The following is a 17516-nucleotide window of genomic DNA, read 5'->3' on the forward strand; positions in this document are numbered from 1 at the left end:
TTAGGGAATGAAAGCCATACGGAACGCATTTGCTTTTAAATCACGGTCTAATAAAGGAATTCCAACAGCTTTTGCTTCTTTCTCCCAGCCCTGAACGGCTGTTTTCACTTCTACAATAATCTTTTCTGCTTGCTCTGCTTCTATTCTAAAGAATGGCGCGGTCTCTCTGAGTAGATCCCAATCCAACGCATTATCCACATCAGAGATATTTAAATGAAGACCTGTACCTGTTTCAACGGGATTAATATCATAAGCCGGGGATAAAATCCATCCTTCTTTGGACCACAAAAAACCGTGATTTCTAAGGTGGTCATCCACATTAGAAACGGCAATAGAAAAGGCCATTCGTCTCCACAATTGAACTAAATCACTCGAAACATTCGCACCCTGTTGTATGATAAAATCAGCTAATTCAAGATAACTAGCGCCATCTTGTCCATCGGAATAGCCTAAAAGTGTCATCGCAGAAGCAAAATGTTTTCTTTTGCCAGCACTTGTTCGATCAAAGCGTTTCGTTAAAAAAGTATGGTGCTTTGTTGAATAGATTTTAGCTTTTGCCTCAGCCATTTCAAGGCCCACTTTTAATGCCAAACGATGCGTTACCAATTCCCAGCCACCTACATCAAACGTATCTTGTCCACTGGGGAATTTGGCGATCCAAAGGTGCCCGTTCACATCTGCAACACTTGCTTTTGGGCGAGCGCCCCCTAAGGAAGATCCAGGCGCCACTAATAAGCTTAACCACCGCAAATAATCAGGATCCTGAACCGCTTCCTCGCTTTCTAAACGCAAACTTATCTGTTCTAATTCTCTAATGGAAGTCCAGGCCGGAACCGCGTATTGTTTGTTATCGTCCAAAAAAGGTCCATCCATTTCCCTTTTATAACGCAATCCTCCCATCCGATTTCCGTCAAAAACACCCAACAAAAAATCCAGTTCGGTCAAATTTTGCATAGCCCTTTTCTCCAAACGCGCCATAGCCGCCTCCCTCCTACGCAACAAAACTCTTCCCCAGCGATCCGGCGATGAATCTAAAAACAATCCAAAATTCGTTTTATCATCACTCAAATACTGCAACCCCTCACTAAAAACTAAATCGGGATCCAATATTTGCGCAAAATTACTCGACAACCATTCCTTCGAATAAACAAAAGAAAATACCTCTTTTCCTCGCAATAGTTCCGATTGCAGTTGACCCATGAGCATTTTCTCCTCTGGCAAACCCTCCCAATCAGCATATACAAAAACACTTCGATAAGCCATCTTTCTTATTTTTTAGGCGCGCGTTGCTTTGTCACTAATTCCAAATCCTGTAATCTCCTTCCCAGCACATCATCCTTTGCAAGTAGCAAAAAATCAGAGGATAAATTTAGCACGTGCAATACCATAAAATACGCCCCCATACTGACAGAATCCACCCCTTTTTCAATCGAAACAAGCGTAGGACGACTAATCCCTGCCCGCATAGCCACTTGCTCAGCGCTCAATTTTCTGCGCAAACGCGCTAGCTTAATATTCTCACCCATACCACTCAAAATTCGTTGGTATTTAGGCATAAGTGGAAATCCCGAATTCGCCATAACATTAAATATAATTTACAAATATAGCCTATTTTGTTAATTAAAATTAACATTATAAATTTGATTCTGTCTAAAAACTAAATTTTCCTATATTTGCCCCCATGAACAGATTCTTTGCCCTTTTACTTTTCATCCCGCTTTTTACCCAGGCGCAGTTTAAAATCACTGTTTCTCGCACAAAAGACCCCGTTTATTTCCGTGGAACCCTGTTTGATGAGAAGAATTATTTGGCCAAAGACACTGTGCGCGGCACGCTTTTAACATCGAAAACTCCCATCAAAGGCGGTATTTATTACCTACAATTCGCTCCGTCTAAGGAGCGCATCTACTTCAATATCGAGAACAACGATAAATTCACTTTGACCTTTTCCGGCCCGGCCTATTTAGATTCAGCACACTCCTCAGACCCAAAAAACGAAGTCTTTTTAAACTACCAAAGACTCGAAAAATCCTTTGCCGTCATCGACTCCCTGTACCAGGTAGAAATTGCCCGCGGTCGCAAGTTCAAGTTCGCGGAGAAAGCTGCCTTTTTCCAGTCCAAAACGACTGCCTTAGTAGCCTTCCGCAAGAAAGCACTTTTGTCGCTTCCCCCCACTTCTACGCTTGCACTCTATTTTAAATCACTGAATTCGCTGGACGAATCCGTACCAAGCCGTACGGATTATGCAGCTCGCTCTAAGTTCTTTTCTCGCATCCCTTTTAGCGATGGGAAGTTATTGTTCACCCCCGTTTTCCGTTCTTTGCTCGTAGAATACCTCTCCTATTATCCTTTGCAAGCTGATTCGATCCGTGTAGGTGTAGAAAAAGCGATGTCCAAAATCGACTGCGGCGCCAAATCCTATCCCTTCGTTTTCGACTATTTCTCCACCGTGATGAAGAACCGAAACATCGTGGGCAACACAGAGGGCTATGCCTGGTTTTTAACCAAATACGGGGTAGGGAATGCGTGCGGCGCGTTTACCGCCGCGCAGAAAAAAGCCTTTAAAGAAGAAGCCGATAAATTGAGCGCCTTGAAATCGAACGCAGTCGCCGCAAACATCGTGCTAAAAGACACCGCCGGCGCCACCCAGGACCTCCACAAATTCGCATCAGAGAACGATTACACCCTCCTAATGTTCTACGCACCCACCTGTGATCATTGCCAAAAAGAGGTCCCCGAAATCGACTCCACCACCTCCGTCATCTCCCGCATCATGAACCTAAAAATAGGGCGCTTCGCGGTTTGCAACGAACCCGGCGTATCCCGCGCGGTTTGGCTAGATTTCATTTCTAAATACCGCGTAAACACGAACGTCCTCCACGTCGACCTACCCGCTAATTCCCCCTTGCGCAGCACCTACGACGCCTTCTCAAACCCCACCTTTTATCTCTTAAACCGCAAAGGCGAAATCATCGCTAAAAAAATCAGCCCCACCACCCTCCGAAAATACTTCGCCGGCCTACAGTCCTCGCGACCTAATGTGCCATAGGGGGCTTTGATGCCACTATTGTGAGGTATTTTGCTCGAGGTACGCAGAGGACTTTTCAGGTATTGACAATTGCTGTCAACACCCCAAATGCGATTATCAATAACCTGATAGGTTTGGGCTGAAAATTGTTAGAGGTTTGCAAAAATAACCACTAATAATATGGACCTAATAGTAAGTATCTCGGCGGGCCTCGCCTCATCCTATTTTTTTCTCGTATTCTTCCTGTACCAGAAAAAGCCAATCATTGCGATTTCAGAAAATATAAGCCTCGTAAAATTCAACGGCGAAGACAATTACACGTTCAAATTTGTGAACTTAACGCCTGCCGTAATTTTCGACGTGCGTGTAGAATTAACATTTTACAAACCGGTGGGAGATTTTAAGGGGAATAATTTACAAGGAAGCGACATAAAACTTAAGGGTAATTTTATCGCCTATATACCACGAAGCAACGATAATGATTCCTTTAATCTACACGCAATGAGGCTTAGAACAACTGATAATTTGCCCGATTTATGGAAAGATAAATCATCTTTTATTCGACTCACAATTATAGGAAAACATGCCCTATCTGGCTTTAATCAAGTATTTGTGAAAGATTTTTTGAGCGTAGATTGCATCACCACTAAGAAATTCCAATCCGGCAATTATTTAACCGTAAAATAAATCATTCACAATCATCATTAATCCATTTTTCCTTCTACCTTTATCTCAGTTTTAAACAAAAACAAAATGAAAAAAGATGTAATTGTAGGCTAAGCGCCTAATTAATATTCGAATTGAAAAAGCCTGAATCTTCAGGCTTTTTTTATGCCCTGAAAACAGGAAGATAATTGACACATTCTGTCAATACCTGAAAAGCCCTCTGAGTACCTCGACGTTTATTTCACACATTATTGCTCATACGGCCCGCAAACAACATATCTGACTAAACCGCGAAGCGATGACTAAGCCACGAAGTGGCGAGTCGACTAAGTCCGCAGGACGCCTTCCGCCAGCACCCGGTCATTCGAGAGGCGGGGAACTTTGTTTTGGCCCCCTAATTTACCCTGGGACTTCATATATGAGATAAAAGCACCTGCGGGAAGTGAAGTAAGAACTAAAGGGCGCAAGATAGAGCCAGTAATCAGATCACGGTAATAGATATTTTGCGCGCACATGGACGCATCTAAAGCCTCCTGAAAAGCAGATAAAGACGACGGCGGCGATGAAAACTCGATAAGCCACTCATGGTAAGGCAAACCACTTGCAGGAGAAACCTGCGGTGCAACAGTAAACTCAACCACCCGAGCTTCTGGGCAAGCAGAGAGCGCGGCAGCTAATGCTTTCTCGACTTCTTCAGCGATGACGTGTTCGCCAAAGGCCGAAATAAAGTGCTTAATCCGACCCGTCACCACAATGCGATAGGGATTCAAAGAAACGAACTTCACGGTATCGCCGATGGAATAGGACCAAAGGCCGGCATTCGTCGTCAACAAGAGCGCGTAATTAACGTCTAATGAGACCTCTGTGAGGCTTAAGCGGACTGGGTTAGCACCGAAATAGGTATCCGTAGGAACAAACTCAAAGAAAATCCCGCCGTCTACGTTCAATAAAAGCCCTGGTTCGCCCGAAGAGTCGTCAAACGCAATGAACCCCTCCGAAGCGGGATATGTCTCCACCACGTCAATTTCTCGGCCTATCGAGGCCAGTAGTTTCTCCCGGTATGGCTCGAAGTTTACGCCGCCGGTCACGAAGACCTGGAAATCGGGGAAGAGGTCGCCTATTTTTTGGCCAGATAACTCCTCTAGACGATCAAAATACATCTGCACCCAAGGCGGAATCCCGGAAATCAATCCCATCCGCTTCGAAATCGTTTCTTGCACAATGGCCTCGAGCTTTTGCTCCCAGTCTTCAATGCAATTCGTCTCATAAGATGGCATCTGATTGCCGCGTAAATAACCTGGCACATGGTGGTTCACGATCCCCGAAAGGCGGCCAGTGGGCACTCCATTCGTCTCGGTCATCTCCGGAGAACCGCTTAGAAAAATCAACTTCCGGTCTAAAAACGACGCATTGCCACTATAATAAACATAATGCAACAAGGCATCTCGCGCAGCAGTAATGTGAAAAGGCATCGAATCCGATGAGATGGGGATGTATTTGACGCCGGAGGTGGTGCCGGAGGTTTTGGCAAAATAGGCTGGTTTTCCTGGCCAAAGAATATCTTCCTTACCCGCCACAACTTCGTCAATATAGGGCTTAATGTCTTCGTATTCGAAGATGGGTACATTAGAGCGGTAGTCGAGGTAGTTCTTGATTTTGGAGAAGGAGTGCCCTCGCCCGAAAAGGGTTTTCTCCGCCTTTGCCACCATCTGCTTTAACCAAAAGTCTTGGCGCTCAAAGGCCTGCTGTTGGCTCAAGCGGTACTTTTTAACGACACGGGCCGCTAGAGGTTTGGCAAAAAAGGAACGAATACCCATCGCTACACTATTTAAATATGCCTTTCGGATCCGGCATTTTGGCAGCTAACAGCGAACCAAAATTCAAGTCCAATTGCAAAATATCAGCCATGCGAGCTTCGTGGAAATAGGTCCACGCTAACTCGTAATTCTCTTTATAATACGCCACCTGGCAGCGCTTCATCCACGCATTCGCGTTCTTCGGATCCTGTGCCAGGGCATGCTTTAATTCCGTTTCTACTTCGTCCAAAGTTCCACAATCCTGGCCTTTTTGGTAACAATCTAACTTCACTATCGCATAATCCACACGCATCATCGACTGTGTAGAATCAAGCTCTAAACCTTTGTTTAACAGGCGAATAGCGAGATCGTTGTCCCCTCTTTGGAACGAAATAACCCCTAATCCCCAAAACGCATCCACGCAATTCGGGTCAAGCGCACTAATCAAATTAAAGCGGTAAGTCGCGGTGTCTAAACGAGCAGAGGCAATATATTCCCAAGCGCGTTCCGCGAAAAAAGCCACGGCTTCAGCTCTCGAGCCAAAAGAGGCATCGCAGCTCGCCACGAACTCATTTAACTCTTTTTGATCGGCTTTCGACAGTGGTTTTGAACCATACAAAACTTCGTACTTCGCTGCGCGAACGGGTTTTACAGGCGCCGCGACCGCTTCACTCTTTGCGGGCTTAGTCTGCGAAAACGCTGTGAAACCAGCCATCGAAATCAAACACAATAACAGAACTCTCTTCATAATCACAAAACTAACGTTTCTTTTTATTGGACGCTGCGCCAGGACGGAATTTTGCATTCTTACCTGGGCGGTTATTTCGGACAATAGGCTTAGGGCCTTGAACGGCGCCGCCTTTGGGTCCAGCTTTAGTAACGGCTTTTTTCTGGGGCACTTTCTTGCCTGCCGCTTTGGCCTTAATCACCCATTTCTTATCGTGGAACGCACCCTTAAAGTCCGGATCCTCGCGTTTGCGCTGATCATCGACCGCGCGTAACATATCTTGTTGCTCTAAAAACGGCGTTTCTTCGATCTTAATTCCTTCCGGCAGCTGTTCGATTTCGATCTTCTGCTGAATGATCTCCTCGATCTTCGTCCAGTGGTAGCTTTCCGCTAACGTAATAAAGGTAATCGACTCCCCTATCTCCTCTGCACGTCCCGTACGGCCGATTCGGTGGACATAATCCTCATAAATCAAAGGCACATCGAAGTTGATCACGTGAGAAACTTTCGGGATATCGATCCCGCGTGCCGCCACATCCGTGGTCACCAAAACGCGCACATTTCCCTCGCGGAATTGGGCCATCGCATTGATACGCGTGTTCTGGCCCTTGTTCGAGTGAATCACACGAACCTGGTCTTTCGGCAAGGATTTCAACAACCACTTCTCCACCTCATTTGCCGCATCTTTCGAGCGACAGAATACCATAACCCGATGAAAATCAGGGTTTTGCATAAAGTAAGCCAGGGCGTGTAATTTCGTTAATAAGTTTGGCGCCTCGTAAACCGATTGTGTCACCTGGCTCGCTGGCGTTGCCTGCGGGGTGATTTCGATCTTCATCGGAAACTCCAAAAACTCGTGGGACAAGTTCTCCACCTTCTCTGGGAAAGTCGCAGAAAATAATCCGTTCATTCGTTTTTTGTACGGTATTTTCTCCAAAATCTGACGAATCTGCGGCATAAAGCCCATATCCATCATCTTATCCGCTTCGTCTAAAATCAAGAATTTCAATTCCTTCACCACAATCACATCCTTGCGGTACAATTCGAGGAATCGACCCGGCGTAGAAACGAGGATGTCGATGCCTTCCTCGAGGGCTTGGATCTGAGGTTTTGGCCCTAATCCTCCGTATAAGGCTAAAATACGCAAGTCCGTAAACTGCGCTAAACCGATCATCACGGTGTGAATCTGCATCACCAGCTCGCGGGTAGGCGCTAAAATCAAGGCACGCGGATTCTTTCCTTGCGCATATTTGCAGCGCATCAAGATAGGCAACGCATAAGCAGCCGTCTTTCCGGTCCCCGTTTGCGCAATTCCCAGCAAATCGTGGCCTTGCAATAATAACGGAATCGCCTTCTCCTGGATCGGAGTTGGTTTCGTATAACCCACCGCGGTACACGCGCGTTGCAGCTGTGGATTTAATCCCAAACTTAAAAATTCATCCATTGGATTCGGCATTGTAGTAGATTTGCAAAGGTAGGGAAAATATAATTCTTACCTTTGAAACAAAATTATTGTTGTTTTGGCACGAATTAAGGCATTTCTATCGAATCTAGGCCTATTGGTCGCACTCTCCTTCGTCACAGGGAGCCTTTCTTCGCTATTTTTAGCCGGCCTCGACTGGATTCAACACAACGGATCCTACCTCTATGCCTTACCTCTGGTAGGTTTAATTTTCCAAAGCTTCAAAGTCCCAGCCTACCTCATCATCCCCGCCACCTGGCTGAGTCATTTGGCCGGAGCGTCTGTTGGTCGCGAGGGAACGGCAGTCACCATGGGTCGGGTGCTGGGTGAGAAATTTTCAGACGTTGACCTATTCTCTAAGGCTGGCATGGCCGCCGGCTTCGCCTCCGTTTTTGGAACGCCACTCGCCGGAGCCTTTTTTGCACTCGAAGTAGGAGAGGTGGGCAAAATTAATTTTCGCCACATCCCCGCCTGCCTTTTCGCTGCTTTTTCGGCGAATTATATCAGTCTCCACGTGTACGGCACAAAACATCTTTCTTACCCGGCCATTTTTTTACCGGAGTTTTCAGGTACATTTTATGCGAAATTAGCGCTCCTGGGCCTATTTTTAGCCCTAATTGCCTTTCTCTATAAGCGCTCAGAATCGATTATAATTGCTGCGTTCGACAAATCACCCGTACAAGGTCCTCTAAAAGGGATTCTCGCGGGCTTGATTTTGCTCGGTGTACTAAGCGTTCCGATGTTTCACGAAACGATCGGACTCGGTTCGGAATTTTTACTTCGACCATTTACGTCGGTCACACCAGACTTCGCCCTTTGGAAAATGCTCGCGACAAACTTGAGTTTAGGTCTCGGATTTAAAGGGGGAGAAGCGACGCCGTTGTTTTTGATCGGGTCACATGCGGCGTCCGGTTTCGCCTCTTGGTTTGCGTTACCAGTAGGATTATCGGCAGCCATCGGCTTCGTCAGTTTATATGGTGGTCTTGCCAAAACTCCGCTTGCCGCCACCTTCTTAGGCATGGAACTTTTCGGTACATCTGCCTGGTTCATTTATTTCATCATTACCCTGATCGTTCTATTCGGCTCAGGCAAAAAAGGAATCTTTTCAAATCAAACCTGGGCTGACTATCTGCCCAAACCAATCTACTAATGTTTGCAAAAGCCTTCGAACACTACGACTCCTTCCGCGAAAATCGCCTAATGAAACGCCGCTTTTCGGCGGCTCTTTGGCAAGAATTAATCACCGAATGGTCTACCCATTTTGCTGTCCGCGAGCTAGGTAAAACTGAAGAGGGCAGACCTATCCACGAGGTAAAATGGGGCGAGGGACCTATCCAAATCATTGCCTGGTCCCAAATGCACGGAGATGAAGCGACAGCCACTATGGCTTTAGCCGATATTTTTCGTTTATTATCCACATCAGGCCAAATTAGTACCGAGTTTAAGCAAAAATTGCATCAGAAAATCACCTTGCGCATCATTCCGCGCCTGAATGCAGATGGCGCAGAAAGATGGCAACGCGAAACGGCTTTGGGTATCGATATGAACCGTGATGCGACGAAGCAAAACTCCGTAGAAGCTCGTCTTTTATCTGCTTGGGCTGACGAAATTAAGCCCGCTTTTGCCTTCAATTTACACGACCAAAACCGCTTGTATTCGGTAGGCAATAGCCCAGAACAAACACATATCGCCTTCCTAGCCACCACAGGTGACGATGCAGGAACTTGGACTCCATCACGCTTACGTGCTGGCCAAATCTGCCAACGAATGATGCACCAAATCCAACCCATTATCCCAGGCAAAATCGCCAAATGGACAGACGAATTTGAGTCCCGCGCCTTTGGTGATACCTTCTCGTCTCGCGGATACGGTTTGGTTTTATTAGAATCAGGCGGGGCAGGATGGGACCTAGAAAAACAATCGCTACGCAAATTAAACGCTTGTCTCTTGCTCGATGCCTTCTGCGCGATTGCAGATGGTTCCTATGCAGCAGAATCCATAGAAGATTACGAGGCCTTACCTACAAACGAGCGAGCGATTGTGGACATCAAAATCACCGATGCGCCACTCAGTGCGACGGTTCGCGCAGACGTATTATTTAACTTGGTAGAAACCCCGATGACCGATGGAAATATCCATTATTCCTGGGTAGTCGAGAACATCGGAGACATGTCGCCGTTCTATGGATTAACAGAAATCGACGGGAAAGACTTACATTTGTCCCCTGATTCAAGCATTAACTTAGGCGAGAATTACACCGAATTGGTCTTGCTAAAAGACGGAATTCCTAGTTTCAAATTATCAGATTACACGCATAAAATACAATCCTAAATGACTTCATTACCTGTAATTATCATTGGCGTAAATCCTTTTGGCTTAGAAGCTGCACACATTTTCCAAAAAAACGACGTCGTTATCTACGGATTCTTAGATGACGATCCTAAGAAAAAGGATACCAGCATTGGCGAAATTCCCGTTTTAGGAACAGCAGACGATGAGTCTTATTTCAAATTAATTGGTAAAAACTGCGGCGTATTTGTAGCCTTAGAAAACCCAACCGAGCGCAAGAAAATGATCGAATTAATTTTAGAAGAGCGCGAAGTAAAACCCGTAAACGCCATACATCCTACCGCTAATATTGCAGATGTGAAAAGCCTAGCGTACGGTGTATTCATCGGAAGTGGAGCACAGATTTTACCTGAAACAAAGCTGGGGGATCATGTTATCATTGGCTCAGGTGCTATCGTGGAAACGGGTGCACAAATTGCTGATTTTGCTTCCATCGGAGCGGGTTCAGTGATAGGCAAAGAAGCCATCATTGAGAACAATGCTTACGTAGGAATTCACTCAACTATCGTGGGAAGTGTGAAGGTAGGAAAGAGCGCAACAGTAGGAGCGGGGAGTGTGGTAATTGAGAATGTAGCAGCCTCGAAACGTGTCTTCGGAAATCCGGCAAAGGCCCTATAATTTGACAATATTTTCTGGCGCAACTAGATCTAAAAAGTGAAAACGTAGATAGAGTTGCGCCACTACGATGACATCTTCTAGGCAATACTCATTGATCCTAGCTAATCCATTTTCCTTGTAGAAAACACGGTTCACCTGGTCTCCAGAAAGATCAGCTTTGGCCCCAGAAATCCCCATCAATTCAGCTAACAATTCTAGCGAAGTATAGGATCTTCTATCGCCAAACTTCCACATCTCCATCGTATCCTGGTGGATAATTTCCCATGGTTTTTTGCCTTGTAATTGCAACGACTTCGGAATTTCCAATCCATTAATGAGCATGCGTCTACACAAATACGGAAAGTCAAATTCCTTGCCATTATGCGCCACTAGCGTCAATTCTCTCGACTTATAGGTCTTATTTACGAACGCTATGAACTCTGTGAGAAGCGTTTTTTCGTCTGCCAGAGCAATCGTCTTCACTTTTAAGGCCATCTCGCCCTGTTTGTTAACGAACAAAAAGCCCATTCCCACCACGATAATCTTCCCAAATTCCGCATACAATGGCGCCTTTTCGAAATACATCTCTTCTAGGCTGATATTAGCGGGATTTATCAAATTCTTCGCCTTTCTTAGCCAAAATTCTTTCATTTTATCTGAAAGTAGGGCAAAATCGGATACTCCGGACGAAGTTTCGATATCAATGAAGAGGGTATTCTTGAAGTTCTTTAAGGTATCCATATTTCATGTTCCACGTGGAACGTGTAAATCTTATGCTTTCAATGTTTCACGTGAAACATTCATTAATTCCATTTTAAATAGATCATTCAAATGCCCTTTGACAATAGCCGAAACAGCTTCAAAATCCATTTCCTTACCTAATTCCTGCTGCAACGAAGTAACTCCACGGGTCGCAATGCCACAAGGCACAATGTGAGAGAAATAGCTCAAATCCGTATTAACGTTCAATGCAAATCCATGCATGCTAATCCACCTTGATGCCTTAACACCCATGGCACAAATCTTGCGTGCACTCTCCTGAGCAGGATCAATCCAAACGCCGGTTAAACCTTCGATTCTCCCGGCAACTAATCCAAAACCCTCACAGGTTTTAATGATTGCCTCTTCCAACATTCGAAGATATAAATGAATATCCGTATAGAAATTCTCTAAATCCAGAATAGGGTAACCCACTAATTGCCCTGGTCCGTGGTAGGTAATATCACCTCCTCTATTTGTCTTAAAATAGGTTGCACCTATCGTAGACAAGAAGGATTCTTGCAGCAACAAATGGGACTCATCACCGCTCTTACCTAGGGTATACACATGCGGATGTTGGCAAAATAAAAGGTAATTATTCGTGATGACTTTGTGATCCTCCTCAAGGCCTCTATTATCCAATTTAACCGACGCTATACGATTTAACAAAGTCTCCTGGAGATCCCAAGCTTCCTTGTATTCTATCAGTTTTAAATCAACAAATTGGACTTCTTTATTCTGCTTCATTCTTTATCAAGAGGCTGATAGCGCCTAGCAAATCGCCGGGCTACCTTTAGAAAAACAAAGATACAATAATGGCAAAACATATAACACAAGGAAAACTAGGCGAGCAAATTAGTGTAGACTACCTACTAAAAAACGCCTATTCAATCGAAGCAAGAAACTACCGCTACAAACGAGCGGAGATCGACATCGTCGCAAAAAAGGGAGATCTCTTGATCTTCATAGAAGTCAAATCCCTTAGAAGAAATACCCACGGACATCCCGAACAAAAAATCACCCAGAACAAAATAAGGCTCATCAGCAGGGCTGCTTGTGCCTACCAATACCAGCATAAATGGCGCCAAGAAGTCCGATTTGACAGCATTTCGGTGAATTTTTATCCACAAGCCTTCAAAATAGAGCATTTCGAGGATGCTTTTTCGTAAATTCGCGCTTTAATAGCGCGCACATGATTCAATTTTGCTCAGAAGACATAACATTCTCCTTAAAAGAGAAGTTAAAACACAAAGCCTGGTTAAACGAGGTGGCGAAACAAGAAGGGAAAAAGATCCTAGAGTTAAGCTATGTCTTTTGCTCAGACGAATATCTGTTACAGATTAACCAAGAGTATTTGAACCACGACACACTAACGGATATTGTGACTTTTGATAACTCAGAAGACCCGAAGAAAATAGAAGGAGATATCTTTATCTCAATCGATCGTGTGAAAGAAAACGGCGAAAAGCTAGGTACTTCAGAAACAGAATTAGAGCGCGTCATGGTACACGGTTTATTGCACTTACTAGGTTATAAAGACAAGAAGAAAGAGGACAAGGCATTAATGACCGAGAAAGAAGATTTTTACATTAAACAATACTAAAATGTTTCACGTGAAACATTCATAGCTATGCTAAATTCATACGATGTAATTGTGGTGGGAGCGGGACACGCCGGATGCGAAGCAGCTTATTCGGCGGCGCAGATGGGATCACGTGTTTTGTTAGTCACGATGAATATGCAGACGATAGCTCAGATGTCATGCAACCCAGCGATGGGTGGCGTGGCGAAGGGCCAAATCGTTAGAGAAATTGACGCCCTAGGGGGAATGTCTGGAATCATTTCAGACAAGACGATGATTCAATTTAGAATGTTGAATCGTTCCAAAGGTCCGGCGATGTGGTCACCCCGTTGTCAGTCCGATCGTATGCGTTTTGCAGAGGAGTGGAGAAATGCCTTGGAGGGGAATTTGAATGTCGATTTTTGGCAAGATTCTGTTCAGCAATTAATCGTAGAAAAAGGCGAAGTGAAAGGGGTCATCACACGTATGGGAATGACCTTCACTGCACGCGCTGTCGTACTAACGAACGGTACATTTTTAAATGGCTTGATCCACATAGGGGAGAAGAATTTTGGAGGAGGAAGAATGGCAGAACCGATGGCTATTGGACTAACAGAACAACTGGTTAACCTAGGTTTTGAATCTGGAAGAATGAAGACAGGAACACCTCCGCGTGTGGATGGCAGAAGCCTCGACTTCGCTGCGATGGAAGAACAAAAAGGCGACGAGAACCCAAGCTCTTTTTCTTACCTTACAGAAACTCCACTGACCGAACAACGCTCTTGTTGGATCACGCATACAAACTCGAAAGTGCACGAAGTCTTACGCAAAGGCTTCGACCGTTCGCCTATGTTCGCAGGAAGAATCAAAGGTTTGGGCCCGCGCTATTGTCCATCAGTTGAAGATAAAATCAACCGTTTTGCGGATAAAGATTCGCACCAAATTTTCGTCGAACCAGAAGGCTGGAGCACGGTAGAAATTTACGTCAATGGATTCTCCACTTCCTTGCCAGAGGACATTCAATTCGAAGCGATTCGTTTAATACCAGGATTTGAAAAAGCGAAGATGTTCCGTCCGGGTTATGCGATTGAATACGATTATTTCCCACCTACCCAATTGACTCCAACCTTAGAGACCAAGCGCGTAAAAGGTTTATTCTTTGCGGGCCAAATCAACGGAACCACAGGTTACGAAGAAGCTGCATGTCAAGGACTAATGGCTGGTATCAATGCCCACTTAAAAACGCACGAATTAGATCCATTTACATTGTCTCGTTCGGATGCTTACATCGGTGTTTTAATAGACGATTTAATTAACAAAGGAACGGACGAGCCGTACCGTATGTTCACGTCCCGTGCTGAGTTTAGAACGTTACTTAGACAAGACAACGCGGATGAACGCTTGACCGCGAAAGGATACCAATTAGGTTTGGCGACCGAGCAACGCTGGAATAAATTTCAGGAGAAGAAAGCGCAAGTAGCGGCTTTAACCGAAGAGATAAAAAACACGAAAGTAAAACCCACAGAAGTAAACGACTGGCTAGAGCAGGAGGGAAGTGCTATCTTGAAAGAGGGGGCGCCTATCGTGAATTTATTACGTCGTTCCGATTTATCATTCGACCGCATTGCGACACACCCTAGTGTAGAACCGATCGTCAGAAACTATTCACAAGAAGTACGCGAACAAGTGGAAATCTTAGTGAAGTATGAAAGCTATATTGAGAAAGAACGTTTGATGGTAGACAAAATGCGATCGATGGAAGACCTATCCATTCCGGCGAATTTTGACTACGATAAAATCAAAACACTTTCGACTGAATCACGCATTAAATTGAAATCCATTTTGCCACAGACGATCGGACAAGCTAGTCGCATTTCAGGTGTATCGGCTTCGGATGTTTCAATTCTACTTTTATTCATGGGACGCTAATGGAAAATATTCAAAATTGCCCGGTTTGCGGATCTCCAGATTCAACCTTGAAATTCAAGGCGAAAGATTATACCGTGTCGAACGAATTGTTTCATATCGTGACTTGTCATTCATGTCAATTGATTTACACAAATCCACGACCGGCGGCAAACGAGGCGGGGCCCTATTACCACGCGAGTGCGTATATTTCCCACAGTGATACGAATGAGGGAATTGTCAACAAGTTATACCACGCCGTACGCAAATTCACGTTGCAATCGAAAACGAATTGGATTGAACCTGAGAAAAAAGGAAATAAAGAGTTACTCGATATCGGTTGTGGAAACGGTCACTTCTTAGCGGCAGCGAAGGAAAAAGGCTGGAATATAAATGGGGTCGAATTAGACCCAGAAACGGCCGATAGAGCAGCGAAGTTAACAGGCCTAGCCATTGCGCCATCTTTGAAAGAAATCGGCTCAGAGAAGAAATTTCAGGTAATTACACTTTGGCATGTATTAGAACATGTCTACGAGCTAGACGAATACTTTCAGTTCTTCAAAAGCCGTTTAACGCAAGACGGTAAATTGCTTTTAGCTTTACCTAATCCCGCGTCCTTCGATGCGAACTATTTCGAAGAATATTGGGCGGCTTATGATGTTCCACGACACATCTACCACTTCACGCCGGCAACCATTACGGCATTAGCTGCGAAATACGGTTTTAAGTTAAAAAAGAGTCGCGGATTGATCTTTGATAGCTTTTACATTTCTTTGTTAAGTAACGAATACAAAACAGGAAATAAACGCTTACTTCATTCGTTCTGTATAGGTTTACTTTCAAACCTACGAGCGATGCTAGGAAAGCCCAATTATTCAAGCAATTTATATATCTTTGAAAATGCATAAGTTCTTGAAATTCAGTTTTTTAATGGCGTTTTTTGGCCTAGGAATCAGCTTGGTATTACTACAAAGTTGTGCCCAAATGGCCTCGCCTCCCGGTGGTAAAAAGGACACGTTGGCTCCGGTGGTAACGACCTCCATCCCGCTCAACAAAAGCAAGAATTTCAAAGGCAAAAAGATTGAATTAAACTTCAACGAATATGTCACCGTTAAGAACTTAAATCAGGAATTATTAATCACTCCCTCGATTGGTAATTACGAAACACGCATCCGTCCCACAGGATTAACACTCGTTCTCGATAGTGCGCTTAAAGACAATACAACGTATACGTTCAATTTTAGAAATGCAGTGGAAGATATCGCAGAGCGTAACAAAGGAAAAAATATTAAACTTGTATTTAGTACGGCTAATACCATCGATTCCTTGAAAATAGAAGGTCGCGTGAAGCATTTGCTAACGAATAAAAAAGCCGATAACATCACCGTAGGCCTTTATCCCTACACGGATACCTTATCCATCGATAAGGCTAAGCCCTATTATTTTGTTCGTACAGACACGTCTGGAACGTATGCGCTAGAGAATTTAGCGGCAGGCAAATACTATATGGCGGCATTTGAAGATGCGAACAATAATCTACTATATAATTCTGCCAAAGAGTCGGTTGACTTCATAACCGAAAACTTTATTGATCTGCATAAAAACGAGACACGGGACTTCAAAATAGCTCTTCAAAACCAGGATCCGTTGAAATTAAGCAAAACGACCACTACTGCAAAGACCATTTTGTATGAGTTCTCACGCGGCATTAAAGCAGCAGATTTACGCTTTTCGTCTAGCGAAAAGCCGCTATACATAATCGAAAACGAACGAAACCTTCGCATCTATGCGGGAGGATTAAACAAAGCGGATACGCTAAAAATCGAGGCTGCTTTAGAGGATTCGGTAGGGAGAAAATACGAGTTTAAACTGAAGGGAAAATTTAGGGAATTGGCAAAAAAAGAAAAGTCAACGTATATAGCGCTCGGCTTCGATATATTCCCTAAGGTAGGTGCTCAAATCGTTCCTACAGACTCTATTCTCATCATTTTCCCAAAACCCGTATTACAATGGGTGTCTAAGAAAGTACATATTTTAACCGAAAACGAGGATGATTTAACGTTCCCAGACGAAGCCTTTTCTTGGAATAAATTCCAGAATGTATTAACCATTAAATCAGCCTTCTTACCCAAGCTAGAAAAATTCACCCTTTCTTTGGATAAAATTGCATTCGTGGGCCCAGAAGCTGATTCTACGAACGAATACAAACAAGTCATTAAACGACTAGACCCAGAAGAAACAGGTGTAATTGAAGGGGGGATTCGTAAACCTGGGCACTATATCTACCAATTATTAAAGGGTGAGAAGCTTGAAAAGGCCTACGAGCAAAAGTCTACAGGACCCTGTTCTTTCCAAAACGTGGAACCAGGCATTTATACCTTAAGAGCCATTGTTGACAGCAATGAAAATGGACAATGGGATATTGGTGATTACAAGACGAAGATCAAGTCTGAGCCCATCTATTATTTTGATACTAAGATCAAATTAAAGGCAAACTTCCAGTTAAGTGACTTGTGGATAAATACCCCTTAGCACTGTGGATAAGTGGTGTATAACTCGCCTTTTTATCCACAATCAGTGTGCATAAATGTGCATAACTTTTTAGCTGATATGTTCACTGTGGATAAACACAGACTTATCCACAAGTTGTTAGCTAGTTATCCACA

The 17516-nt window shown here is 44.3% G+C and carries 17 protein-coding genes; 10 read left to right on the forward strand and 7 right to left on the reverse strand.

Annotated elements, in window-relative coordinates; all coding sequences use genetic code 11:
* Together G9X62_RS05445 and G9X62_RS05450 are read right to left on the reverse strand one after the other, a co-directional pair.
* A complete protein-coding gene (locus G9X62_RS05445) occupies positions 1–1263 on the reverse strand; it encodes a type II toxin-antitoxin system HipA family toxin (RefSeq protein ID WP_223131755.1) in 1263 nt (420 codons plus the stop codon).
* 5 nt (positions 1264–1268) lie between these two features.
* Positions 1269–1580: a helix-turn-helix domain-containing protein gene (locus G9X62_RS05450; protein WP_130895608.1), complete on the reverse strand. Its 312-nt coding sequence runs from the start codon at positions 1578–1580 to the stop codon at positions 1269–1271.
* 101 nt (positions 1581–1681) lie between these two features.
* On the opposite strand from G9X62_RS05450, the gene G9X62_RS05455 reads away from it, so the two are divergent.
* Positions 1682–3049, forward strand: coding sequence for a TlpA family protein disulfide reductase (locus tag G9X62_RS05455; RefSeq protein ID WP_223131756.1), 1368 nt, complete (start codon positions 1682–1684; stop codon positions 3047–3049).
* 309 nt (positions 3050–3358) lie between these two features.
* Positions 3359–3715, forward strand: a complete 357-nt coding sequence (locus G9X62_RS05460) for a hypothetical protein (RefSeq protein ID WP_223131757.1) — start codon at positions 3359–3361, stop codon at positions 3713–3715.
* Positions 3716–4020: 305 nt separating this feature from the next.
* Here G9X62_RS05460 and G9X62_RS05465 read toward each other — a convergent pair whose 3' ends face one another.
* The 3 genes from G9X62_RS05465 to G9X62_RS05475 are packed head-to-tail and all read right to left on the reverse strand — an operon-like array spanning position 4021 to position 7673.
* Positions 4021–5511, reverse strand: coding sequence for a GH3 auxin-responsive promoter family protein (locus G9X62_RS05465; RefSeq protein ID WP_223131758.1), 1491 nt, complete (start codon positions 5509–5511; stop codon positions 4021–4023).
* A gap of 7 nt (positions 5512–5518) precedes the next feature.
* The gene (locus G9X62_RS05470) at positions 5519–6238 is read right to left on the reverse strand and encodes a tetratricopeptide repeat protein (protein WP_223131759.1); all 720 of its coding nucleotides are present in this window, start codon (positions 6236–6238) and stop codon (positions 5519–5521) included.
* 10 nt (positions 6239–6248) lie between these two features.
* Positions 6249–7673, reverse strand: a complete 1425-nt coding sequence (locus G9X62_RS05475; protein ID WP_130895614.1) for a DEAD/DEAH box helicase — start codon at positions 7671–7673, stop codon at positions 6249–6251.
* A gap of 64 nt (positions 7674–7737) precedes the next feature.
* On the opposite strand from G9X62_RS05475, the gene G9X62_RS05480 reads away from it, so the two are divergent.
* The 3 genes from G9X62_RS05480 to G9X62_RS05490 are packed head-to-tail and all read left to right on the forward strand — an operon-like array spanning position 7738 to position 10646.
* Positions 7738–8829 (forward strand): chloride channel protein, encoded by a 1092-nt coding sequence (locus G9X62_RS05480; RefSeq protein WP_223131760.1) that lies wholly within the window; start codon positions 7738–7740, stop codon positions 8827–8829.
* Positions 8829–10010, forward strand: a complete 1182-nt coding sequence (locus G9X62_RS05485; protein WP_223131761.1) for a M14 family zinc carboxypeptidase — start codon at positions 8829–8831, stop codon at positions 10008–10010. The genes G9X62_RS05480 and G9X62_RS05485 overlap by 1 nt, the downstream gene beginning before the upstream one ends.
* Entirely contained in the window at positions 10011–10646 is a 636-nt protein-coding gene (locus G9X62_RS05490) for a PglD-related sugar-binding protein (protein ID WP_223131762.1), read from the forward strand. It begins immediately after the preceding gene.
* Here the strand turns inward: G9X62_RS05490 and G9X62_RS05495 are convergent.
* Both G9X62_RS05495 and lipB read right to left on the reverse strand, forming a co-directional pair.
* Positions 10641–11366, reverse strand: coding sequence for a 3'-5' exonuclease (locus tag G9X62_RS05495; protein ID WP_223131763.1), 726 nt, complete (start codon positions 11364–11366; stop codon positions 10641–10643). The two genes, G9X62_RS05490 and G9X62_RS05495, sit on opposite strands and share 6 nt — an antisense overlap.
* 30 nt (positions 11367–11396) lie before the next feature.
* Positions 11397–12131, reverse strand: coding sequence for a lipoyl(octanoyl) transferase LipB (gene lipB / locus G9X62_RS05500; protein WP_223131764.1), 735 nt, complete (start codon positions 12129–12131; stop codon positions 11397–11399).
* A 68-nt stretch (positions 12132–12199) separates the two neighbouring features.
* Between lipB and G9X62_RS05505 the strand changes: the two genes are divergently transcribed.
* The 5 genes from G9X62_RS05505 to G9X62_RS05525 are packed head-to-tail and all read left to right on the forward strand — an operon-like array spanning position 12200 to position 17382.
* Positions 12200–12553: a YraN family protein gene (locus tag G9X62_RS05505; RefSeq protein ID WP_223131765.1), complete on the forward strand. Its 354-nt coding sequence runs from the start codon at positions 12200–12202 to the stop codon at positions 12551–12553.
* Positions 12554–12576: 23 nt separating this feature from the next.
* Positions 12577–12987: an rRNA maturation RNase YbeY gene (gene ybeY / locus G9X62_RS05510; protein WP_223131766.1), complete on the forward strand. Its 411-nt coding sequence runs from the start codon at positions 12577–12579 to the stop codon at positions 12985–12987.
* 27 nt (positions 12988–13014) lie between these two features.
* A complete protein-coding gene (mnmG, locus tag G9X62_RS05515; RefSeq protein ID WP_223131767.1) occupies positions 13015–14874 on the forward strand; it encodes a tRNA uridine-5-carboxymethylaminomethyl(34) synthesis enzyme MnmG in 1860 nt (619 codons plus the stop codon).
* Positions 14874–15758, forward strand: coding sequence for a class I SAM-dependent methyltransferase (locus G9X62_RS05520; protein WP_223131768.1), 885 nt, complete (start codon positions 14874–14876; stop codon positions 15756–15758). The genes mnmG and G9X62_RS05520 overlap by 1 nt, the downstream gene beginning before the upstream one ends.
* A complete protein-coding gene (locus G9X62_RS05525; RefSeq protein WP_223131769.1) occupies positions 15751–17382 on the forward strand; it encodes an Ig-like domain-containing domain in 1632 nt (543 codons plus the stop codon). Before G9X62_RS05520 ends, G9X62_RS05525 begins: the two co-directional genes overlap by 8 nt.
* Positions 17383–17516: the final 134 nt, after the last annotated feature.

The sequence above is a fragment of the Aquirufa lenticrescens genome, assembly GCF_019916085.1.
GTDB classification, from domain to species: domain Bacteria; phylum Bacteroidota; class Bacteroidia; order Cytophagales; family Spirosomataceae; genus Aquirufa; species Aquirufa lenticrescens.